This is a genomic window from Paenibacillus sp. 32352, from assembly GCF_002042965.1.
GTDB classification, from domain to species: domain Bacteria; phylum Bacillota; class Bacilli; order Paenibacillales; family NBRC-103111; genus Paenibacillus_S; species Paenibacillus_S vulneris.
Map to the genome: position 1 here is coordinate 124340 of NZ_MZNT01000013.1, position 22730 is coordinate 147069.

The window sequence follows — 22730 nt, forward strand, 5'->3', positions numbered from 1 at the left end:
CTATCTCTTTGTATTTGGCACTTATGTTTAAGGCTGGCGGAAACGAATGAGGTGGCTTCCTTCCTGCCGGGATTGGTTAGGTGTCAGCACAATGCGCTGAAGCCGCTCTCCCCAGGCATTGCGAAGCTTTTTGTCCTCGATGGGTATGGTCTCCACCGCAGCGGTAAATTGTTCGGAATCGTATTCCATGTATAAAGCTTCTTGATCGTTACGGCGTAAACTAATGCGTCCGCCGCTATCGATCACCGGCTGGCAGCACGTCATGAAGTTAAGTGTAAATTGGCATGCTGTACCGTCGGCAAAGGCATACCGTTCCTCCAGCTCAACAACGGCCTGTGGCAAGCGGTTCAAGCGGCAGCACCGGTTCCAAGAACGGATTCCCGCTTCAGGCAGGTAAGCGGACGCGATGTCCATGCTGAGCTGTGAGCTTGCTCCCGTAACTTCGTATTGTGCTGCTGAGGCGCGGTAGTTATTTCCGTCCTGCTGCATGAAGCCGTTAATTGTAGGAAGGTTGTGGTACCCGGACTGCATCGTCCAAATCTCGTATCGCTGCGCGCTAAACGTTTTGGCCGTATACTCCTCGACACCAATATCGATGAGCACCGGCAGTCCATCCGCATACACGACAAAGTGCCCTACATCGTTATGGTTATGGCTTTCCAGATTGTGTCCGCCCTTCATGGCCAGGTACAAGCCGTGATCCGAGGATTCGGTCTCTCGTGCTGCCATGACCTGAATGCCGTCCATGTACATATCCCGTTGAAACGTTAGCGGTCTGTTCTCATTCTCAATCATGCTGTAATGAAACAATGCGGGGAGCACACGGAGAAACGATAGAAATTTCATATTCTTCCATCCTTCGGTACGCAGCATTTGGTGCACGGCCGTTCCGAGAGCCATCATATTATCGTCACTTATCCGTTTCCCGTAGCGGTATACGATATCTTCCTCCACCGTTATCCTGTGGGGACCGTCCGCAAAATTAAGGAAGTATCTATCATGGATATGAACCTTGTAAATATAACGGCCGATATTTTGAATCAACGGCTCACCATACACATTCAAGGCACCGTTAGTTGCGGTATACAGAAGCTCCAGGCAATCAAACAGCGATCCGCCTGCTTTGTTCCAATAGCCGGGACCCTCGTCGCAGCCCCCATCCGCCGGGTGCATTGATAAGAACCGGTCCAGGCTCTTCATCGCCTTACGAACAGCCAGCAGCCTTCTGCTGTCATCCTCCTCCGCCAGGAGAAAGGCGCTTAAACAGTTGGACGTACACCAAGGCGTCCAGTTGTTCAGCCGCTTATCCCGATCCTGGATCCCCATCCACCAGCAATCATCCCGTTCCAGATAAGGCTCCAGAATACGATGCCTCAGCTCGTTAACGATCCGCTGATCTATAAGCGGGTTGATCCGATCGAATACTGGCTTAAGCAGGTAGTGCAGCCATGCGAATAGGTTGCCTGTCTCGGCAGCGAACAGATCGACGCCGGGCTGAATCGAGGTATCCGGCAGACTGGGATGCTCGCGCTGGAACATCCGGTTATGGGCCGAGATGACCCAACTGGATTCTTCGCTGATCTGCCAAATGCCATTGATCAGATCATTCACAAAACGCCCTTGATTCTCCACGCATTCGGCGAGGGCAAGACTTGTCACCGCTCTTCTGCGCAGATGATACGGTCCGTCGTAGCGCGTCCGGTTGCCATTATTCAAAAACTCCATATACATTGTCGCGGTCAGGATCGGCCATGCATAATCGAGGTACTTTTCCCCCTCCGCAATAACCGATAGTCGAAGCTCTTCAGGCAGTAACTCCCACTCGCCCCTCTGCTCAATATCCGGAAAAGGGCGGTAGGCTGCTTTGCTTAACAGAGATTCAGCCAGTTCTTCCGTACTTAAACGATCACCAAGATTGTTCATCAGGAAACTTTACTCCTTTCCTTCCGCTTTTGCGGTTAAGGGAATGAGACGGACAGGGGTCGACACTTCCGTAAGGTGGAGCACGCCGCTCTCTTCCGTGACCACATACTGCTCTCGTACATCCCCACGTTCTGCGATCCAATCTCCTGCCGCCAGGTCGGCTATGACATAGTGAAGCGATGCCGAAGCTTCTGATATAACCGGTGCTGAAGGAATAACCAGCTCTTCAGACAGTCGCTGTCCGTTCTTGCTGAAAAGAACGACCCAATCCTTGATCTGCGCCCCGACAAGCGGATCACTGTCCACTCGATAGGTCGGCAGCGCTTCAGGTCCGTCCGTATCCTTAAGCTGCATCACGTTCAAGAAAATGTCCTGCTCCGCAGCCTGAGCCGGGCTGACCTCGATACGCCACGCTCCCTGTTCCTTCGTGCTCGGAAAATCGTTGATGTAATTGGTGCCGAATACCCAAAACTCCTTACCCGGGCCCCCGACTGGGGTGATTTCGAGATTATCAGCCGTTGGGAGCAGCGTATCGTTAATGAGCTGTCCGTTATAGCCGTCCTCGCTGCGCGAGATGACGGTACGGCTGCCGTCGACCTGCGGCTCTTCGATGCTGTGCAAAAGCCAATATTTTTTGAAATCCGGGTTAGCTGATTTGACGCGGTCGAACACAATGAGTGCGGCCGGATGGTTCGCATCCTTAAAGTTTAAGAACATGAAGGAGCGCTGGAACTGCTTCATCTTGCTCGAATACGCAGCGGTAATGTCGCCTTTTAAATAAGAAAAGTCAGGCTGTACCGGGTCCGGACCGTACGCATGCGCCAGTACTTCACCGCGCTTGAAGTCTTTGTTCAGCAAATCGTCCAGCGTAAGCGGCGGTCGCCCTTCATTTGGCCAGCGCTGCCCGCCATCATTCACGTTCGGCCATGTGAGGCCGCCGTCTTTGACGTAAGGATGATGCTCTAACTCATCGGGATCGTAAACAAGAACCGTGTTATGGGCGATCGTCCGTTTGAAATAATATTTGTTATGCGGCGAATGGTATTTGCCGGAGGAGCCTTTGTAAATCCCGGAATCGATAGCCAAGTAGCCCTTGTAATACAGCTGGAATGCACCCGCATCCAAATGCTGATGGTTGTTGTACTGGTATTCCCCTATACGCATCTCGGCGACTACCGTCGGTGAGCTTTTATCCATCCCCTCATCCCAGCCGGTTCTTGCGATCATAATTCCTGTCGGTGACCCGAAATAACGGGTAAGCGGCAGCTCCTGGATCGACTTGGGCTTCACCTCCGGGTTATAGAACAAAAAGGCGTGAAACACGTACATGTCCGGTATCGTTGGATATTCGCGGAACTGCTGATCCATGAAGTAAGGATTTTCGTAGTAGCTGCCGGACATCAAGTACACAAGCGGGAAAAACTGAATATATTTGTTTTCCGCATACAATGGGTTATCGCTATCTCCGTCCCGCAGCAGCTTGCCGTCCGGCCTTCTTGTATAAATCCATTGATACCCTACTTCCCCTTGGGAAGGGTCGTAAGGATTGCCGGCTCCCATGCGGTCCAAAATCCAAGTAGCGAACAGCTCCGCCTGGTATCGATAGGTGCCGTAATTATCTCCTTGATGATGCCAGCCCGAAGGATAAAAGAAATTCCGTGCAGGTACCATCTCGGCATAAAAGCGTCCTGCGGCTACGTCATAAATTTCCGGGTCCTCGTCGTAGATGGCGATACCCGTACCGATAAGATCACGCATCAGCATCCATTCGCTCGTATGACCAACGATGGAGCCCTCCTTCCTCGGAGGGAAGCCGCATTCCAGCATGCCGGCTAATCGTTTGAAATGACCGATCATCAACTGCCGTTCCGTATCATCGATCAGATCGCGGCACCAGTCGTAGACAACGGCTGCAGACGACATCAGGCGCCCGATAGCTCGGGAAATATCCTGAAAGTTCGGATTGAATGATTTTGTAATGGTGGCGAGCGCCAATGCTTTGGCTCGAAGTCCCGCTTCTTGATCTCCATTGAGTATATACATCAGCGCGTTCGCTTCGATGAGATAAGCTTCATCCGGGTGTTCAGCGGAATGCGCCTGGCTAATATCCACCTGGCTGAACTCCACAAGCCGCTCCCATACTTGCTTCATTTCCGGCTTGAATCGTTTCTCCCTTAAACCGGGCAAATGCTGACTCCGCAACAGTAGACGCGGATGCTCCGGCGGCGGTGTAACAGGCGGTTTCGGGTACATGCTGTGGCCTCCTTTTCTTGTGAGGGTGTTCGATTGCAAATAAAACTGACGCTAGCGCGGTGAGCTTGTTGAGGCGTAAAAACATGGAAAAAATGCTTTGGTCCCCCGGTGGGGTATCCCCTTCCGGCCATGCTTCCGAAGTAGGCTTTGCTACGCAAAGCCCTTAGCTGTTGTTCTCGGGAAATTTTGATTAGATTTGCTAGAGGATATTTCCCGAGAACAAAGGCGGACGCTTGAGAGTTTTCCAAAGGAAAACTTACTTCGTAAGCAAGGGGACACCCCACCTCTCACCTTTCGCTTTTTTCTGAATTAATGAATGTCTCAACAATCTCACCGCTCACGCGGTCATACTACTTGATTTGCATCGATTATTTAGATTTTTTCTCTAAATGCTCTTGTTCACTTAGTCCACTCGGACGAGTGAACAACATTTCTATTGGCGAAAAAATCTACCTCTTAACGCGGTCGCTCATCATGAATTACTACGATCACTTAGATTTTTTCTCCACATAGAAATGCTCTTGTTCACTTAGTCCATCCGGACGAGGTGAACAGCATTTCTATTGGCGAAAAAAACTTCCTTATAAACACGGTTATGCTACTCTGCTTTGCATCGGTCATCGGGATTTTTTCATATCCACCATCGTCTTCTCCGCTTTTTCCTGAATCTCCCTCAGGACGGTATTGACGTCCTTGTGGTTAACCGCCATATCTTTGGCGCCGTCACGTATCAGCTGCTTGAAAGGAAGATCGTAATCGGTCGGCTTGACGATAGGCGCCTGTTTCGTTTTGAAGACGGCCTGCACGTTTTTGCCCTGGAAGCCTTTTAGCTCGGAGGCATATGTTTTCTTGACCGTATCGTTGTTCAAGGATGTCATTCTTCCGGTTTTGTTCATCGTGATCTGCGCTTCATCGGAGACCAGGGTTGTAATCACTTTGAACGCTTCCTCCTGATGCTTGCTCTGCGGCGAGATCATCATCAGATGCAGATCGACAGGCTTGCCGACACCGGGACGGTCCTCGAAGCTCGGATACGTGACCATATCCCAGTTAACCGAGCTCCCTTGCTGCGCCATATCCTCGATCGTACCGACGACGCCATCGCCCCAGACCGGGTACATCGCCAAGATCCGATCCTTGAAAAAGCCGTTGGACGTATACATGAACTTGTTCTTCTCGCCGATAAAGCCAGGAATCTCATACATCGCCTTCAGCTTGGTGAAAGCCGCCTTATAGCCCGGCGTATTGATCTCCGGCTTCTCCTCCTTCTCATCTACATAGGGAAGCGAGTACTGCCGGGTCAGGTTCTCCGGGTAATCGGGATCAATACCGATGTACTGAATCCCGTCCTCCTTACGAGTCAGGTTCTTCGCCACCGCAATCGCCTGATCCCACGTCATGCCGTCCTGCGGATAAGGGACCCCGAATTTGTCGAAAATGTCTTTGTTGTACAGCATGAGGCCGTAATTCATCGAGAAAGGGACAGCGTATACCTCACCTTTATCCCCGAACTGCTTGATCGCTCCCATCCCTACCGGATCGAATCGGTTGAAATCCAGGTTGTTCTTTTTCGCCAACTCGTTCAGATCCATGCCCAGCCCCAGCTTGTTGAACATGCCGATATACACATTGCTCGTCAAAATGAGATCGGGCAGATTGCCCGAAGCGATAATTTGCTCCGGCGTGTCCTTGTCTCCATTGCGGGAAACGAGCTGCATCGTAATATTTGGATATTTCTTCTGAACCGGCTCTACAAAAAACTTCTGAAATTCCGACTCCTGAATCCCTGAGCTATAGCTGTACACTACAAGTTTGACAGGCTCCTTGGATTCCGGCTTGACGACGGTCTCCCCCGCCTTTTCCTTGGAGCAGCCGGACAGTGCCACGGACAAACAGAGCAAACCTGGCAGAACCAAACCTTTTTTCATCTCCGTAAGACCCCCTATTCACGTATGAGAAGTGTGTAAAGATGAATCCAACGCAATCGGTCCGTTATATCGAAGCTTCTATCATTAAGGCAGCTTCCACTCGGAGAGCGGTACATAATCATGACCTGCCGAAGGCACTGCCTCTCCTGCTGCGAGCGGAACGAGCTCTACAGCCATTCGCACATCCTGAACCCCATCAAGCTTAATAGCCAGCTTGCGAATGCCATTATTAGGTGTCTGCCCTTTCGGATTCAACGACTCTGGAAGCGGCTTGGCATCCATAATCTGAAATTTCGCTTGTGACGGAGGTGACGCATCCTTCGGAAAGGTCATCGTCACCCACAGCCTTTTGCCGTTCTGGCTTAGCAATGCCGATTTGCCGTCCTCGGCCACCTGAATGGACGCCTTCGTGTTCATAAACCACCAGAACGTCGAGGGCTTCTTGGCTTGAAGCTCATCTTGAACAATGAGCCCTTTGCGGTCGACAAACCGAATGCCTCGCTTCGCAGCGTCGGCATTTCTCGTATAGGCAGGCTGCATATCCGCTATCGCTAAAGCCCCCTGAGGCTTCGACTCGTATCGGGTTATTCGGTTCATGGAAGCCTGATCCTGCTGAAACCGCTGGTCTGGGTTCAGCAGGATCGTATTGTGTCCCTCCGGCTTCAGCCGGTAATAGGTATACCGCTCCTTGTCATACTCAAAGTAGCCCTTTAAGTTATAATCCTCCTTGCCGGGATCGATAGCCCACTGCTCGCCGTTCGCGTGAAAGACGAATTCGCCGATATCGGAGTGCGAGTGGCTTGCGATAGCCGTGCCCGCTTTGAAGCCGACATATGACGCTGCCGGATCATTCCATTTGCTCCGCATAATGACCAGCTCCGCATCGCGGTAATATTGGTCGGTCGGAAGAGTCATTTTCGCATCGTGAAACGATGGATCATACCAGAGCAGATCATATACCCCGCCAGCCTGCTTGGCATCCTCCATCATAGTAAGCCGCTGTCCGGCAAGCATAGGATCGTTCGTTGCCTTGGCCAGCCAAAACAGCTCCGGAATTTTCATCTTGCCGCTGTCGCTATCCGCAAAGTTGAATGTTCCCTGTGGTCCGGTCACATACACCGGGAAGTAAGCCGTCTTATGCAGAGCCGGTGTCTGCGCGTGCCCATAGGTTGTGCCAAGCGAAGACTGCATCGCTGCCATATAGCTGACCGTATATTCCATCATGTACCGCCAGTAGCCTGGACCTTCGCTCCAGCCGCCGTCCGGCTCCCAATGGCTTAAAATAATGTTTTGTACAGATTGCAATGAGCGGAGAATAATCTCTCCGGCAAGCGCCTTCTCTTGCTCCTCGTCTCCGATAGCGAGAGCTCCCACGATGATGCCGCCGTTGCAGACGGCGCTCCAGTTGTTCACCGGATCGGTCCTGACGCTCCACCAAACCTGTTTGTTGTGGGCGTCAAGCGCTTTTTGCAGCCCCTTCTCCACCATGGCCTTACGGATGGAATCCCGCTGCTCCTGCATGAGATAGTCGTACAGCCAATCGTAGCCGATCCCCATGCCTGCTGTGATCTCAGCCGTATTAAGAAATTCCTTCTTATCGTTCCAATCCGGGAACGCAACCATCGCCATCATTTCCTGCACGGCTCGCTTCGCGTACTTTTCATCCCCGCTGAGCCGGTACATCATCGCATTCTGCTCGATGATCGGTCTTGCATCTCGGGCGGACAGCATGCGCCGTCCATCCGGTGTTTCGTACGCTCCGACCGGCTTCGCCAACGTTTTGTCGGTCGCCCGCTGCAAATCACCGTACCATTTGCGCAGCTGCGGATCGGTCTTGACCGTGTCCTTCAGCTTCGCAAACGTGTCGGCTGTCGCGAACAGCCTTGGGTGACGCTGCTTCGGATTGTTTTTTTGCAGGTCGGCGATGATCCGTTCCGCCGTCGGCGGCCCGCCGGTGTATGGCGCAAACACCTGCGGGGAAGGTGTCGGCTCTGCCTGCGCAGTCCCCTCGGACTTCTCGCTCGAAGACGGAGCGGCCGTATCTCCGGAGCAAGCCGGCATTATGGTTATGCCTATCGCCAGGAGCATAACGACCACAGCTCGAGTCATTTTGAGAAATGGCATCCCGTTTCCTCCAGTGCCAGCTTGACGCTGTCCATGACAGACAGCGCGCGTTTTTTTTACCAGAACAGCTTCGTCTGTCCGCGCAGCTTCGCTAATGCCTCGACGAAATAGTAGTCGCCATAGATCAGGCCGACGTCGATATTTTTGTTCGCAGGCCAATGCCCTGTGCCGTGAGGCAAAATCGCTTCATCGCTTGTATCCCAGATTGCATAGTGGTCTACTAACGATTTGAGAATCCGCTTCGCGGATGTCTCATATAGACGTCCTTCTTCAGCCGGAAGTGATTCTGCCAGCAGCAGCAAACCGCTTGCGGCAATCGCTGCCGCCGAGGAATCTCTTGGAGCGCCTTCCTGTGTAGTCAGGCGGAAATCCCAGTATGGCACCAGATCTTCCGGAAGATTTGCGAGGAAGAAATGGGCTACCTTTTTACTAGCTTGCAAATAAGCATCGTTCCCGGTATAACGGTAGCAAAGAGCCAGACCGTACAAGGCCCAGGTTGTTCCTCTTGCCCACGCCGATTCAGGAGCAAAGCCTTGGCCGCCCAAGGCCCCGATACGCTCTCCTGTCTCCGGATCAAACTCCACAATGTGATACACCGAGCCGTCGGCACGGATAAATTCGCGCATCACCATATGGGCATGAGCCTCGGCAATATGCTTGAATCTTGGGTCCCCGATTTGTTCTGAAGCCCAGAAAAGCAGGCTTAAGTTCATCATACAATCAATGATGGCCCAGCCGGTGTTTCCGTTAGCGCTCTCCCAGTTGCTTTGATTCCAGGCACGAATGAAGCTTCCCTTAAGGTTGAACCTCCCGGCCAGCCATGCCGCCACCTTCAACGCCCGCAGCTTAGAAGCTTCGTTGCCGGTTAGTTTATAGTTAGCAACTGAGGTTAAGCTCCACATGAAGCCTACATCATGATGCAACCGTGTGTACTCATCGATGCATACATCCATCTTGCTCTCGCATTGCTCAGCCAGCTGCCTAAGCGCTTCATTGTTCGTATCGCGGTATAGAAGCCACAGCAGTCCCGGCCAGAAGCCGGAGGTCCAGCCCTGCGGGTCCGTACAGTCATATTTCCCTTCTTTGGATACGTGGGGGAACCCGGCTCCGATCGTCTTGCTCGTTTGCTCCACCTTGGCGACAACCTTATTCCATGCTTCCTCCACCCACAAATCGTATGTAACCGCTGACATCGTATTCTCTCCTTTAGGTTCGATTCTTTGCAGATCGTTCTATATAGCCCATTCCAAGTCTTAAGCCTTAAATTCCGAATAATCGGCCAGGAAACAATCGTATAGGTCAGCCGGAAGCTCGAGCAGATCGTTGGTATCCCGCATATGCTGCCTCAAGCTGCCCAGCAGGCTTTCGATCCGGCTTCCGTACTCCTCGGACTGGAAGGCCAAGTTATTCATCTCCTGAGGATCGTTCTTCACATCGTACAGCTCCATGAAGCTCTCATCCTTGAACATATCAACGATTAACTTGTAGTCACCTTCCATCACACAGCGTTGAAAATTGCTGCGCGCCCCGTTCCCGTCAAACTGGATGAAAATCCGCTCCCGCTCCAGCTTCTCTTGTTCCCCTCGAATAAGAGGCATGAGGGATAAGCCCGATACCCCTTGAGGCTCCTCAATTCCAAGAAAATCACATAAGGTCGGCAGCACATCGACACTGCTGACGAGCTCTTCAGAGCGTTCCATTGCGGGGGTAAACCCAGCCGGAAATTTAAAGTATAACGGCGTTTTGACCGATTCCTCGTACATGCACATTTTTTGCCATAGCTTGTGGGAACCCAGCATCTCTCCATGATCACTTGCGAAAAGAATCAGCGTATTATCGTACAGCCCCTGCTGCTTCAGCTCAGTGATCAGCTGTCCGACGCAATGATCGAGCAGCGCAACCAGCCCCAGATAAACCTTCCAGATTCGCTCCCATTCCTCACGCGTATAAGGCGTGCCCAACACACCCGTCAAGTTGTACAGCTGAAGCGGAGATTGATTATCCGCCCATACACCGACGTTATCCGGCAGCTTCACCTCCTGAATCATGGAGTACCATGGATCAGGTATATCCAGCGGAGGGTGCGGCGCAAGGAACATCGCATTCAAAGCAAACGGCTTGCTGCGATCCCTATTGCGAATCGCCTCCAAAGAATCATTTAGAATGAAGCCGTCATAAAAGAAATCCAGTTCCTCATCATACCTGCCTATCGTTGGAGTCGAATACTTGCGCTTCCTCGTAATTTTGCCGTAGGCAAGCTCCGGAACAAGCCCCTGAAATGCCGGTCCTCCCGGCTTTGTCTTGCCGTTCTTCTTGAGGAACGCCTCATAACGCTGCTCCAGCTGCAGCCAATGCGTCTTGCTGTCCTCACGGTGCTCCAGCTTAGGGGCGGTGAAGAGGTGCTGCTTCCCCGTATGCCAGCTGTCCCACTGCTGCTCCAGCAGCTCATACCAATGGGTATGCTCTTCCCGAACCATCCCATGCTGCTTCTCCTGCTCCGTCCACGGATTGATGAGCGAGCCTGTAACGTTGGGATATTTCCCCGTGAAAAAAGCCCCGCGAGCCGGGACGCAAAGCGGCGATGCGCAGTAAGCCCGGTCGAAAACGACGCTCTGTGCTTTCAGTTGGTTGATATGAGGCGTATGGGCTCCAAACGCATCCCAGCGCAGCTGGTCCGCCATAATAATGACTACATTCGGTTTATCGCTCATGCTTGCACCCCCCTGTTGATCCATGGTTCGAGCCATTTAAGTGAATCAGCCTAAGTCGGCCCGCCGCTCCCTCACTCTGCCAATGCAAGACTCCAGCCTCTTCTGTTACTTCCGCTGTGAGCAATGTTCTCCATTCCGCACCTATTGCTCCCGCACATTCCTGTTCCACACTCCATTGCCCTGCTGCGAGATCAGCTGCGAAATAATGGAGGCTTCCGCCAACGACCGTTCCTTCAGCAGTATCCGGAAGGATCACATCCTCCTGCAATCGCTGCCCGCTCCTGGAGAAAAGAGCGATCCAATCGTTTATTTTGATGCCGACCACAGCCTCTCCATCGAGTCTCTGTGTCGGCAACGCTTCAGGACCATCTATATCCTTTACCTGCATAACATTTAAAAATAAGTCCTCTTCCGCAGGCACCTTCGGACTAACCTCGATTCGCCATTCGCCCTGCTCCTTCGTACCCGGAAAATCATTTACGTAGTTGGTGCCGAACACCCAATACTCTTTGCCCGGACCGCCGACCTTTTCGATGGTCTGGTTTTCCGCTGCAGGAAGCAGCGTATCGTTGATCAGCTGACCGTTATAACCATCCTCGCTGCGGGAAATAACGGTTCGGCTGCCCGCCGTCTGCGGCTCCTCAATGCTGTGCAGCAGCCAATATTTTGGAAAGTCCGGATTCGCCGATACGACGCGGTCAAACACGATCAATGCCGCCGGATGCTCCGTATCCTGAAAATTCAGGAACAGAAAGGAACGCTGGAACTGCTTCATTTTGCTCGAGTAGGCTGCCGTTATGTCTCCTTTTAGATAGGAGTAGCTCGGCTTCATCGGGTCAGGACCTATTGCATGAGCAAGGACATCTGCGCGTTTGAAATCCTTATTCAGCAGATCGTCCAGCGTGAGAGGCGGACGCCCCTCATTAGGCCAGCGCTGCCCGCCGTCGTTCACATTGGGCCATACCAGACCCCCATCCTTGACATACGGATACTGCTTCAGCTCATCCGGGTCGTAAACCAGCATCGTGTTGTGCGCGATCGTTCTTTTGAAGTAGTACTTGTTATGCGGGGAATGATACTTCCCTGACGAACCCTTGTAGGAGCCTGAGTCAATAGCCAGATTGCCCTTGTAGTAAATTTGGAACGCACCCGCATCCAAATGCTGATGGTTGTTGTATTGGTACATGCCCACCTTCATCTCGGCGACCACGACGTTCGAGTCCATTCCCGTCTCCCAGCCTGTACGCGCTACCATTACGCCGGTCGGTGCCCCGAAATAACGGGTGAGAGGCAGTTCGTCAAACGGCTTGGCTTCCACATTCGGATCGGCGAACAGGAAAGCGAATAAAACATCCTTATCCTGCAGCCTTCCTTCGTCCATCTGCTTCTGGGCTATGAAGTAAGGGTCCTTGTAGTAACCGCCCAAAATCCAATAAATGAAATGGAGCCTCGTATACTTCGTCTGCTTCTGCATAACCGGAGTCGTATCCCCGTCGCGAAGCAGCTTACCGTCTGGCCGGCGTGTATAAATCCACTGGTATCCGACCTCACGCTGCGAGGCGTCGTATACATTACCAAAGCCCATCCGGTCGAACATCCATGTAGGGAAGAGTTCCCCCTGGAACCGTACGCCGCCATAGCCGTCGCCTTGATGATGCCAGCCCGAAGGATAAAAGAAATTGCGAGCCGGAACCATCTGATGAAGAACCCTGCCTGCGGCTAAATCATACATTTCCGGCTCCTCGTCATAAATGGCGATGCCCGTACCCAGCATATCGCGCTGAATCATCCACTCGCAGCTGTGTCCTACGAACGCGCCCTCCTTAACCGGCGGATAGCCGCACTCCAGCAATCCTGCCAGCCGTTTGAAATGCCCGATAAAAAAGGTTCTTTCTTCATCCGTCACAAGATCGTAGCACCAATCGTACACGATCGCCCCGGCCAGCATAAGCCGCCCAATTTCTCTGGAAATGTCCTGAAAGTTGGGGTTGAAGCTCTTCGTAATGCTGCTGAGCGCTAACTGCTTGGCTTTGAGACCGGCTTCCCGATCACCCTGCAGCAGATACAGAAGCGCATTGGCTTCGATAACGTACACGTCCCCGGGGCAATGCTCGGAGTTCGCCTCCTCTATACTGAACCTGCTGTACTGGACGAGCCGTTCCCACTCCTGCTTCAGCTCCGGCCTCGTCATCTTCTCCCTCAGCTCCGGCAGATGCTCCTTGCGCAAAAATAACCGCGGATGCTCCGGCGGCGGTGTTAATTCAGGTTTGGCAAACATGGCAGCTGACCTCCTATCGCTATTCTGCTTAGGGTTTAATCGTTTCAATTCCTGGCAACACTATAGCCGCTTTGCGCCGCTAATTGTAAACGTTATCAATAATAAACTATGTAGATATCCCGACGGCTGCTTTACTTCTCCTCCTGATCATACGTCCGCGCCAAACTTATGTCAATAACTAAACTTAGATTAGATAAAATAATATAAAAACCTCTGCTTTTAGAGCGGGGTTTTCAATATTTATGTAAAAAATTAAATTTTATCCCCTCAAGCTCCATTGCTAACTCGCGATAATTTTGATATGGTTACATTATCAATATTGGAGACCGAAAATGAATGGCGAGGGAAAGCTATGGATAACATTCGCAAAATTTGGGATCAAAAAGGAAGCAAAACCGCGATCCTTCAGATGCTGAGAGTGCACGGCCCGATGTCCCGAATCGAGCTGACTCAAATGACCGATCTGAGCCGTGCGACGATCTCTGTCACCATCAACGAGCTGATTGAGCTGGGACTCGTGCATGAAACCGTACTGCGCCAATCTACCGGGGGAAGACCGGCCACGAATCTGGAGCTCGTCCCCTATTCCCATATGATACTAGGTGCCGACCTGAACCATCAGACATGGACGCTGGGCGCCTTCGACCTGCTGGGCAACACCATCGAGAAGAAGCAGATCTCGTTCAGCCCGCTGACTCCGGAGGCTGCCGTGCAGGCCTTGGTCTGTGAAATCCCTGACTTTATTAAGCAAATAGACAAAAGTCCAATCCCTTTGCTGGGCGTCGGCGTCCCTGGCCTTGTCGATACGCATAACGGTCTGCTGCGCAGCTCGGCCGTCATGGGATGGCAGCAGGTGGAGCTCGGTTCGATGCTGGAAAAAGCGCTGGGCTGGCCGACGGTTGTGCTGAACCGCAGCCGGGCCCGCGGCTTGTCCGAATGCCGCTACGGTGCGGGGAAAGACTACCAGCACATGATTTATATCGGAATCGATTCCGGCATCGGGGCCGGCATCTATGTCCACCGGGAGCTCATTCACGGAGCCTTGGGGGGCGCCGGTGAAATCGGCCATACGACGGTCGATGTCGACGGCCCGCTATGCCCTTGCGGCAACAACGGTTGCCTGCAAATGATGTCCGCCGCTCCAGCCATGGAGCTGGAAGCGCGCAAGCTGCTGCGGATGGGGACCCCTTCATCGCTTCATATGCAGCCGGGCTTTGATCTGCAGATGCTCAAGGCCGAGGATATTTGCCATGCCGCCGAGCAAGGAGACGAGCTGGCTTCGCAAGTCGTTCATAATGCCGCCACCTATCTGGGCATTACGATGGCCAATCTGGTCAATCTGCTGAATCCGGAGGCTATTATTCTAGGAGGCTCTATACCTAAGGATTGCCCGTCCTATGTGCAAACGGCCGTGAAGGTGATGAGACAGCGCGCCATGGGGCAGCTATCCGCCTCTACAGTCGTCCATATCGGCGAGTTCAAGGAAATCGGCGGCGCGCTGGGAGCTGCCAATATGGCGCTGGACCGGCATATGTCGTTTGCCCATTTTTCTCCGCAGTCCAGCATGGTGAAGTAAAACTATTCCCGGCAGCGGCCGGGCTTCATAGGGAAGACTAAAGGGGGTGCTCACGATTGAGTACCCCCTCTAATTAACGCGGCTGAGTATTGACCTCGAGCATCCAAATATTCCCCTGTCTATCGAGCCCATAATCGAACCCGAGCTTATCAATCCCCGGAAACGCTCTAGTCAGCGCCTCCATCCCCAGGTAGGAGAGCCTGTTCATCTCCTGCTTTTTGGCATGGGGAGAAATGGATAGCGAGCGGCGAAGAGCGTCATTTGCCCTTAACACCGTTCCGCCGCTGTGAATGTTTGTCACGAACAATCCAGGCTTAGCCAATCGGCCGACAATCGCTTTAGTAAACCATTTTCCGTGCCGCCGAAGCAGCTTCACCCGGTAATCTACGGGGCGGCCGGAAATACTCGCTAATACTAGGCCGCGCTGCACCAAGTAGGCTCTTTTTCGGCGCAGGCGTTCAACAAGGGCCAGCATCGTCCCGAAGCTCATCCTGCTCAAGATTTTTTCACGGTGATGAACCGTATAGCCCGACCTCAGCTTGGATATGAGAATGAGTCCATGTCCACCGAAGCCAATGCAAGGCTTCATAACCACCCGTCCGTACTGGTTCAGCATACGTACCAGCACCGCCCTGGAATACACCCTCGTTTCCGGAATGTGCTTCACAATCTCGCGATGTCTAAGCAGTACATTCGTCTTCAGCCATTTGTTCGGAACCAATCTGGACACGGCCGAATCCCCCCTTGTTACTGGCAATTATCCCTCTACCAGTACCATATGCATCCAAGCCAGACAACTCCTGTACCTTTGTCCGTCCATGACGTTTGAGGAGGGAACAGCAGCCGGCAAAGAGTAAAAGCCGTCCCTTGGGAGTATCCCAAAAGAACGGCTTTCACGAAACTATTTCTTCCCCGTGCCCGCTGCGGTAGCTGAAGCGGATGGCGTATATTTGATCGTCTTTTTGATGGTATCGCTCATTTTACCGAATTTATTGCCCGCCTTAAGCTCTACGATATTTTCTCCAGGCGTCAAATTCATCGACCAGGATACGGAGCCTTGGCCCACGGCCTGCCCGTTAATATAAATGGTCGGACTCGCATCATTCGTATCTTTGGCCGTAGCCGAGATCATGACGGAAGCCGTCTTGGAGGTCTCGGGAATCGGATTGTACGTTAGCGTCGGAGAAGGCATGGCGTACATCACCTTTTTCCGAATGACCTCCGACTCTGTCCCCCCGCGATTGACAGCTTTCAGTTCAATACTATTCTCGCCGTCATGAAGGGTTATCGTCGTATCGAGGGTACCGTTAGACACGTATTGACCGTTCAAATACATTTTAACTGTAGCTGCTTTTGATTGATCTCCCGCCACACTAGCCTTGATCGGCAAATTCATGGTCGTGGACGTTTCCGGCAGCGCCTCAACCACAACCTCCGGAGGCGGCCCGAAGCTGGCTATCCAGTTCAGCATCGGAGTCCATAATACATAGAGAAGAATAGCTATAACAGGAACTGCAATAAAACTGGACCGAATCAGCTTCCGCTTATTTCGAACGAAAAAACGAGTCCATTTCCCCGCTTGCTTCAGTTTGATGGCTTGAAATACTTCAAGGTAGGACGCATTGGAAACCGCTAGCAGCTTTTCCCGAACCGCTTTGTCCCTGAAAGCGCGGGCGTCATGAACGTCAAAATAACGGATGACCGCCGCTTTGTAGGTTGGCTGAATCATATCCTTCTCATCCAGAAACTTACGATCCTTCGCCGAACGGAGCAAAAAGTCGTACATCGTTTCCGAGTCGCTCATATGAGTCGCGATATATTCGAGCATCCCGTCATAATCGTACCCGGCTGAGAATTGGAAGCTTCGTTCCGCTTCGGGAACATAAAATGCGAACGTTATCGCGCTGAAGCGGCTGGAATCGATCCGATTGGCCAACAACCGTTGTAACGAACCCTGTACCCGCTCCAGATCGGAAGATCCCAGCTCCTGCAGCGCCTCAAGCGCTTCGGCTTCCTCCTCCGGCTTCAGCATCAGCATCCGATATAGTAGAGCAAGGACGATGACGGTCTGCCTCTTGCTTTTTTCCATCTGCTGAAACACTTCGGCATCGATAGGGTCCACCATGAAGTCGAGGCGGGTTACATCATCATACGTCAAGCTGTCGAATTGAATCGTCTCAAGCAGCTCCAACTGTAAGTCCAGCAGCATAGAATCGCCTAAAGACTCCACCTGCTTGTCCTTGCTACTCTTAAGCAATTGCTGAAAATAACCATACAGCCCCGCGGTGATTTCAATCCGTTTGGCTCCGGCCTTTTGCAGCAGCTGCTTGACTTTTTTCTTCGCCCCCTGGACAAAGAAGCGCGCCTGGACGACTCCCCCCGCCTGCTCCAGCCAAAAATCGATCTCAGCCTTCAGACTATCTGCCGTTCCAACTTGCTCCATCCGGTAGGTCACATATTGCTCCGCCGCGGCGGAGGACTGCTTCTGCAGCTCCTTCATCAGAATTCCAAACACGTTCGAGGGATGAGACAGCATCGGCTCAAACAGCCGTGCGGCACCAGTCGTTCCCTCTTCGGAGCGTGAGGTCGAACGATTCAAGAAAATGATGAAGCATTGGACAAGCAGCGCTTGTTCCCCTTCCGACGCCAGCACGTAATAGTCCAGCAGACTCTGAATATAAGCCGAATCCGGTAATATTTCGCTGTTGGAAGCGTCCTTGCGAAGCAAGCCAATGAATAGCTCCCTTAACCGCGGCTTGCCGCCGCCGCTCTCCTTGCGCAAAAAGCTCAGAATGGAGCTCATCGTCCCTGACCGGTTGCGCTCATACAGCGTCTCGTCGCCCTGCTCGATCTCATACAGCGTCAGCAGCTGCGAATAGGTCGACACAGCCAAGGGGATATTCAGCCCCATGTCCTGCAGCGCTTCCTCGCAAAAATCAAACAGGCCTTGAAGCGGCTCCGTTTCATGACGGAAATGCCATACAAAATCCAGTAAAGGCTGCTCGCTGTCGGGGATGTCCGTATTGATGAATTTCTGGTTAGGAAAATCGAACACATAATCCTTTTCGATTCGCCGGTCCGGGAGCCGCAGACTGCCCTTTTCAACAAAAATGACATGAAGGTTCTGCTTGCTTTCCGGCTCGCTGTTAAAGGTCATGAAGCCCAGCTGGCGGCGAAAGGCATACGGGATGCAGCGATAGATGATTTCCAGCAGCCGTCTGGCCTTATCCGCACTCTGTGATACTTCCGTATCCAGCGCAACATATACCTTCCTTTTGTTCGTGACGGATGAAATGACCGCATGCAGCAGCTGCTGGAACCGCTTGGAGTCTATACCCAGCTCGGTTAGCAGCCGCTCCTGCGCCGCTTCGTCATAATGCCGGTCGTACTCGATCTCATCCACCTCGGGAATCGTCTTCCCGTTGCGGATATCGTAGCTGCTCTGGAAGCTGCTGATACGAAACAGCCGGTTGGGGTCCCTTAAGAAAGGCTCCTTCAGCTCCTTCGGCACCACATACTGATGCGTAAACGATGCGCTTCGCTGGCCTGTGAAATCCGTCCCTACGTACACGCTGCGGCCGATGACCATATCGCCGTTATCGGTTTGAAAAACAAGCAGCGATTCCGGATAAGCACTGCTGTCCGCTTCATTCCGCGCCAGCAGCTCTTGCGGTGCCTTGTAAACGCAATAAGGATGTAAAATGGCCTTAATAAAAGTGTTGTCGAGCGACGGTGACTTCGCAACGGTATCAAACCCTTCGCTGGTGCGAAAGATTCCCTCCCGGTCTCGGGTAAAATACTGCTGCTGTATTTTTCTCTGAGCCATTACTGCGCCTCTTTTCTAGCTACATAGTCCAGCTTGTGGAGCAGCCAAATAAACGGCTCGTCGACTCGTGTCGGGTTAATGACGCCCGTTATCTGCTTGTTGACCGGGTTGGCGCCAAGGGCCGAAACCGCAAAGTAAGCGGTGTTCGTGAAATACACATCTATGGCATCTTTAAAGGGCCTGTCTACCTTCTCGATAAAACGGCTGATTTCACCGTTGATGTTCTCGAATTCGGTCTGGTTCAAGAAGCCTTTATGAACCACATTGCGGAACACATTGCTGTTAGGCTGGATGTATTCGCTGTCTTCCTCCTTCAAGTACTGCAGCATATCGCTTTTGGTCAGCACGATCGCCGTCGGGATGTCCGTCTTGCTGTTCTGCTGATGTGCGATGAAATTTTCAAACAGGCTGATAACCACTTCCCGCGGCTCATCGTAACGGTTGGCAAACTCGCCCTCCTCCGTGCCCAGGTTAATGTGAATCCGGTCGCGGATGCTGCGAATTTGCAGCGGGTCGACGAGGAATAGAATACCGGAGGAATTTTTGATATGGGATGCGTAAATATCCAGGTACTCACGCTCAACCATGCCCTCGCCCGCTACATCGAAAAAGACGAGCGTCAACGGCGCCTGCTCAGGGTCCTTGAAGACGAATTGAAAGATAAACGGCTCCTGCTGCTCGTTCGGGTTTGTCGACTGCAGCATGCTTCCGCGTTCAAAAATCGGCTCATGGTAATTTTGCCGAAACTTGCGGCTGATTTCCGCACTAAGCGGCATGCAGGCCGCGTTAAAATTGGATGCGGTCGTGTTCTGCAGGGTGTGGATCAGCGACGTCATGTAGACGGATTTGCCCACCTGGGAAGCACCGACAATGGAGATAATGTTGCTCGGCACTTTCCCCGCTGAAATCGGCAGCTCGTTATGGCAGCTCGGACAAAGCCGGCGCTTGGTCGTCTCCCCGTAGCGGTCCGTAACAGCTATGAGCACGTTCTGCGAGTAGGTTTTGTTCTCTTCGGGAATGGTGTGCGGCTCGATCACCGCCTCCATGTCGACTTCGGACAGATGGAATTTGCGCCGCCAATCGTTCAGCCTGCGGTCCTCCTGGAGCATAAAATCGTCATCGTGATCTTTTATATGAGTAGCCCGGAACACGACTTCCTCCGGGTCGAATTTGCTGAAGCAGTAAGGACATACGATACTGTAATAGGGCGGCTTTTCTTTGACAGGCGCCTTTTTGCCAAACCAATTTTTTAAGTTTTCTAGCATGTTATCCCTCCTTAGAGTTTTCGAAGAAAACTTACTTCGTAAGCATTCGCTTTGAGTTTTCGGAGAAAACTGGCTACGTAAGCATTTGCTTGAGTTTTCGGAGAAAACTGGCTGAGTAAAAACAGGTGAATAGGGTCCGCTGCGCGAGTGGATCATTCTTCCGATCGCTCTTGTCCCCGGATTTTTTGGAATTTATCATTGTAGCGTGTAAAATCCGTGGACAAAGGCGAACGCTTCGCTTCTCCAGAACGATCTCACCCGCTCCGCTCTTATTCACCGAATTTTAAGAGCTACACCCTTTTTAACCAAATGATTAAAAGAAAAGAAACCTCTACTCGTACATCAAAGCATATTGCTCGCTGTATCGCTTGCTATCTGTGAAAAAGACTTTGATATAATCGTTCTTGCCGATTTCAACCTGAGGCAGAGCCGTGCGCCCCACAGGAAAGTCATCCATGAAAGGATACGCGATGCCGTCCTCTTTGTGAGCCGGAACGGCCCCTTCTTTTTTCACGTAGCAGAGCGCTTCCTGAGGCACGGCAATTTCACAAAACAGCTCGATCCGCGCGCTTTTATACTTGCTAAATAGTTTGCTGCCGTATTTGACCGAGCAGCGAATTTTGGCTCTTCCCCCGTTCATGCGTGCGACATTGGCATCGTCCGTTTGCCTGAGCAGCGTTAGGCTGCCGTCGCTCCGGAGGCACGGAAAGATACGGTATCCCCGAAGACCGATATAATCGACCCGTTCCCGGTACCCGGCTTTCGCCTTATACTCCTCACGGGTGAACAGCTTCAGCTGCTTCGGCGTAAGAACCTCCGGCGCTTCCTCGGCCCCGTCGGGAAAGCTGTAAATATATACGTAATCGACATCCTTAGGCCACTGCCAGGTTAACAGGCAATCTCCATCCTGCAGCTGGCACATGGCCTTCGTAATTCGGTAAGGTTCGCCGGGTTCGTCCCATTGCAAATGTATCATCCTCCTAAGAGTTTTCGGAGAAAACTTGCTTCGTAAGCATCAGCTAAGAGTTTTCGGAGAAAACTGACTTCGTAAGCATCAGCTAAGAGTTTTCGGAGAAAACTGACTTCGTAAGCATCAGCTAAGAGTTTTCGGAGAAAACTGACTTCGTAAGCATCAGCTAAGAGTTTTCGGAGAAAACTGACTTCGTAAGCATCAGCTAAGAGTTTTCGGAGAAAACTGACTTCGTAAGCATCAGCTAAGAGTTTTCGGAGAAAACTGACTTCGTAAGCATCAGCTTTGAGTTTTCGGAGAAAACTTGCTTCGTAAGCTCAGCCCATTGGAAAAATCCGTAAAGATTCAGATGTGCATGATACTCCGGCGGGGTATCCCCCTCCGGCCGCTGTTGTTGTCAGGAAATTTTATTTATATCCTTTATAGCGGTGATTTCCTGACAACAAAGGCGGACGCTATCGCTCCTCCAGGGGATACCCCACCTCTGCCCACAGCCATCATCTAAATCATTAAGGTTCTGAACTACCTTCTAAAACCCTCTTCATCTAACTATCTAAATCGCTTGCCGACTCTGCTCTCGTTTCGGTCGCCGAAACGGCTCTGTTCCTTCACGGCTAGTCCTCTGCGTCCGCCGCGAAATCCGCTGCTTCGGTCCTCATCCTGGCGGATGGCTACGATCATCGTGGACAGCGAAAGAACCAGCGCAAGCACTGCATCCGCCAAAGCCCGGTAGATCGAAGGATAATCGGCTCCAGGCAGACCATTTTCCAGGATCAAGCCTGCAAGCAGTCCGGCCACCGTGCCTCCAATCATGAAGCTTTTGGCCAAATAGCGATTATCGAAGACGATGCCTAGCGAAAGCCCCAACAATGTGCCCAGCAGCGTGATTAAAACTACGCGCAGTATTGCGTAATACGTATCGGCTGAAGAAGCGCCGACGCGTTCGTTAAGCAGGTGCCGGTGCTGAACCGAATCATAGATTTGATTGAAAGCCAATGATACACGATCCGCCCGCTGCACATTTTGGAAGGTTCCTCCCGTATCGTTGGAAATCCTTCTAAGCACCTCATTGCCTCTGTCATCATTAGGAAGAATGCCGACCGTATGAACCTGAATACGCTCCTCTATGTAAGGCGCCAATACCTTGGAATAATTCACTTGATTGTATCCGTCCGAGATCAGAATCACCGCAACTCTGCGCTTCGGATCACCTTCTTTATGCAAATAATCCATGACGGTATTCAACGCATTCCCGATATCCGTCTGCCCGGAAGGCTCATCAACCTCCGCCAGCTTGGAGGACAACTGATTCTTGATTCCCGCATCCGTTATTTTGGTCAGCGGAAAATTTAGCTTGGCCCCCTCATTGAAGGTAAACAGCGCAGCCCGTTCGCTGCGGTCCATCCGCTGGATAAACGACTGTGCGGCCTGAATGCTCTGCTTGTTCGGGTCCGTTTCCTTCATGCTTTCGGACATATCCAGTAGAAGAACATAATCCTTGGGCGTATCCTTTTTCTCTATCGAAAAACCGTAAAGGAACTGGAACAACGCCCCCGCGGCAAACAGCATAACCAGAGTGCCCGGAACAAGCAGCTTCCAGCCGTCCCCGGCATAGCGCAGGCGCCAGTTATTCCCGTTCAAACGGGGCGAAATGATCTCAGCGATCAAACAGAACAGCCCGACAATAAGGGCGAACTGTCCGAAGTACAGGCCTATCAGCAGCGTCTCATGCATCCGGCCTTCCCATTGATTTAATATGATTTCTCCGATGAAAAAGCCCAGCAGCCCGCCAATGAGACTCATCAATGTCATCAGCGCGTTCCATTTTCGCTGTTTCACCTTGTCCCCCTCTTTCTACGGCTTAAAGTCTATCGGA

The 22730-nt window shown here is 52.1% G+C and carries 13 protein-coding genes; 1 reads left to right on the plus strand and 12 read right to left on the minus strand.

Going from position 1 to position 22730, the window contains the following annotated elements:
• Nucleotides 1-27: 27 nt before the first annotated feature.
• The 7 genes from B1728_RS26710 to hepB (B1728_RS26740) all read right to left on the minus strand — a co-directional run bounded on the left by B1728_RS26710 (nucleotide 28) and on the right by hepB (B1728_RS26740) (nucleotide 13217).
• On the minus strand, nucleotides 28-1923 hold the full coding sequence (locus B1728_RS26710) for a heparinase II/III family protein (protein WP_079913473.1): 1896 nt from the start codon (nucleotides 1921-1923) through the stop codon (nucleotides 28-30).
• A 9-nt stretch (nucleotides 1924-1932) separates the two neighbouring features.
• The gene (gene hepB, locus B1728_RS26715) at nucleotides 1933-4176 is read right to left on the minus strand and encodes a heparin/heparin-sulfate lyase HepB (RefSeq protein WP_079913474.1); all 2244 of its coding nucleotides are present in this window, start codon (nucleotides 4174-4176) and stop codon (nucleotides 1933-1935) included.
• A gap of 617 nt (nucleotides 4177-4793) precedes the next feature.
• Nucleotides 4794-6104 (minus strand): ABC transporter substrate-binding protein, encoded by a 1311-nt coding sequence (locus tag B1728_RS26720; protein ID WP_079913475.1) that lies wholly within the window; start codon nucleotides 6102-6104, stop codon nucleotides 4794-4796.
• An 84-nt stretch (nucleotides 6105-6188) separates the two neighbouring features.
• Nucleotides 6189-8228, minus strand: a complete 2040-nt coding sequence (locus B1728_RS26725) for a heparinase II/III domain-containing protein (RefSeq protein ID WP_079913476.1) — start codon at nucleotides 8226-8228, stop codon at nucleotides 6189-6191.
• 56 nt (nucleotides 8229-8284) lie between these two features.
• Nucleotides 8285-9421, minus strand: a complete 1137-nt coding sequence (locus B1728_RS26730) for a glycoside hydrolase family 88 protein (protein ID WP_079913477.1) — start codon at nucleotides 9419-9421, stop codon at nucleotides 8285-8287.
• 60 nt (nucleotides 9422-9481) lie between these two features.
• Complete coding sequence (locus B1728_RS26735) at nucleotides 9482-10939, minus strand: sulfatase family protein (protein WP_079913478.1); 1458 nt, start codon at nucleotides 10937-10939, stop codon at nucleotides 9482-9484.
• Nucleotides 10929-13217 (minus strand): heparin/heparin-sulfate lyase HepB, encoded by a 2289-nt coding sequence (gene hepB, locus B1728_RS26740; protein ID WP_079913479.1) that lies wholly within the window; start codon nucleotides 13215-13217, stop codon nucleotides 10929-10931. Before hepB (B1728_RS26740) ends, B1728_RS26735 begins: the two co-directional genes overlap by 11 nt.
• A 352-nt stretch (nucleotides 13218-13569) precedes the next feature.
• Here hepB (B1728_RS26740) and B1728_RS26745 point away from each other — a divergent pair, with 352 nt between their 5' ends.
• Nucleotides 13570-14793: an ROK family transcriptional regulator gene (locus B1728_RS26745; protein WP_079913480.1), complete on the plus strand. Its 1224-nt coding sequence runs from the start codon at nucleotides 13570-13572 to the stop codon at nucleotides 14791-14793.
• 73 nt (nucleotides 14794-14866) lie between these two features.
• Here the strand turns inward: B1728_RS26745 and B1728_RS26750 are convergent, their stop codons facing one another.
• The 5 genes from B1728_RS26750 to B1728_RS26770 form a co-directional block, all read right to left on the minus strand.
• Nucleotides 14867-15523, minus strand: coding sequence for a YheC/YheD family protein (locus tag B1728_RS26750; RefSeq protein ID WP_079913481.1), 657 nt, complete (start codon nucleotides 15521-15523; stop codon nucleotides 14867-14869).
• Nucleotides 15524-15694: 171 nt separating this feature from the next.
• The gene (locus B1728_RS26755) at nucleotides 15695-18619 is read right to left on the minus strand and encodes a GAP1-N2 domain-containing protein (protein ID WP_079913482.1); all 2925 of its coding nucleotides are present in this window, start codon (nucleotides 18617-18619) and stop codon (nucleotides 15695-15697) included.
• Nucleotides 18619-19884: a TRAFAC clade GTPase domain-containing protein gene (locus tag B1728_RS26760; protein WP_079913483.1), complete on the minus strand. Its 1266-nt coding sequence runs from the start codon at nucleotides 19882-19884 to the stop codon at nucleotides 18619-18621. The genes B1728_RS26755 and B1728_RS26760 overlap by 1 nt, the downstream gene beginning before the upstream one ends.
• Nucleotides 19885-20215: 331 nt before the next feature.
• Nucleotides 20216-20851, minus strand: a complete 636-nt coding sequence (locus B1728_RS26765; protein ID WP_079913484.1) for a hypothetical protein — start codon at nucleotides 20849-20851, stop codon at nucleotides 20216-20218.
• 552 nt (nucleotides 20852-21403) lie between these two features.
• Nucleotides 21404-22693, minus strand: a complete 1290-nt coding sequence (locus B1728_RS26770; protein ID WP_079913485.1) for a vWA domain-containing protein — start codon at nucleotides 22691-22693, stop codon at nucleotides 21404-21406.
• Between the last annotated feature and the right edge of the window lie 37 nt (nucleotides 22694-22730).

What these genes read in the sequence shown, in the direction of transcription:
- B1728_RS26710 (WP_079913473.1), bottom strand. Translation starts at nt 1,923, where the DNA reads ATGAACAATCTTGGTGATCGTTTAAGTACGGAAGAACTGGCTGAATCT.
- hepB (WP_079913474.1), bottom strand. Translation starts at nt 4,176, where the DNA reads ATGTACCCGAAACCGCCTGTTACACCGCCGCCGGAGCATCCGCGTCTA.
- B1728_RS26720 (WP_079913475.1), bottom strand. Translation starts at nt 6,104, where the DNA reads ATGAAAAAAGGTTTGGTTCTGCCAGGTTTGCTCTGTTTGTCCGTGGCA.
- B1728_RS26725 (WP_079913476.1), bottom strand. Translation starts at nt 8,228, where the DNA reads ATGCCATTTCTCAAAATGACTCGAGCTGTGGTCGTTATGCTCCTGGCG.
- B1728_RS26730 (WP_079913477.1), bottom strand. Translation starts at nt 9,421, where the DNA reads ATGTCAGCGGTTACATACGATTTGTGGGTGGAGGAAGCATGGAATAAG.
- B1728_RS26735 (WP_079913478.1), bottom strand. Translation starts at nt 10,939, where the DNA reads ATGAGCGATAAACCGAATGTAGTCATTATTATGGCGGACCAGCTGCGC.
- hepB (WP_079913479.1), bottom strand. Translation starts at nt 13,217, where the DNA reads ATGTTTGCCAAACCTGAATTAACACCGCCGCCGGAGCATCCGCGGTTA.
- B1728_RS26745 (WP_079913480.1), top strand. Translation starts at nt 13,570, where the DNA reads ATGGATAACATTCGCAAAATTTGGGATCAAAAAGGAAGCAAAACCGCG.
- B1728_RS26755 (WP_079913482.1), bottom strand. Translation starts at nt 18,619, where the DNA reads ATGGCTCAGAGAAAAATACAGCAGCAGTATTTTACCCGAGACCGGGAG.
- B1728_RS26760 (WP_079913483.1), bottom strand. Translation starts at nt 19,884, where the DNA reads ATGCTAGAAAACTTAAAAAATTGGTTTGGCAAAAAGGCGCCTGTCAAA.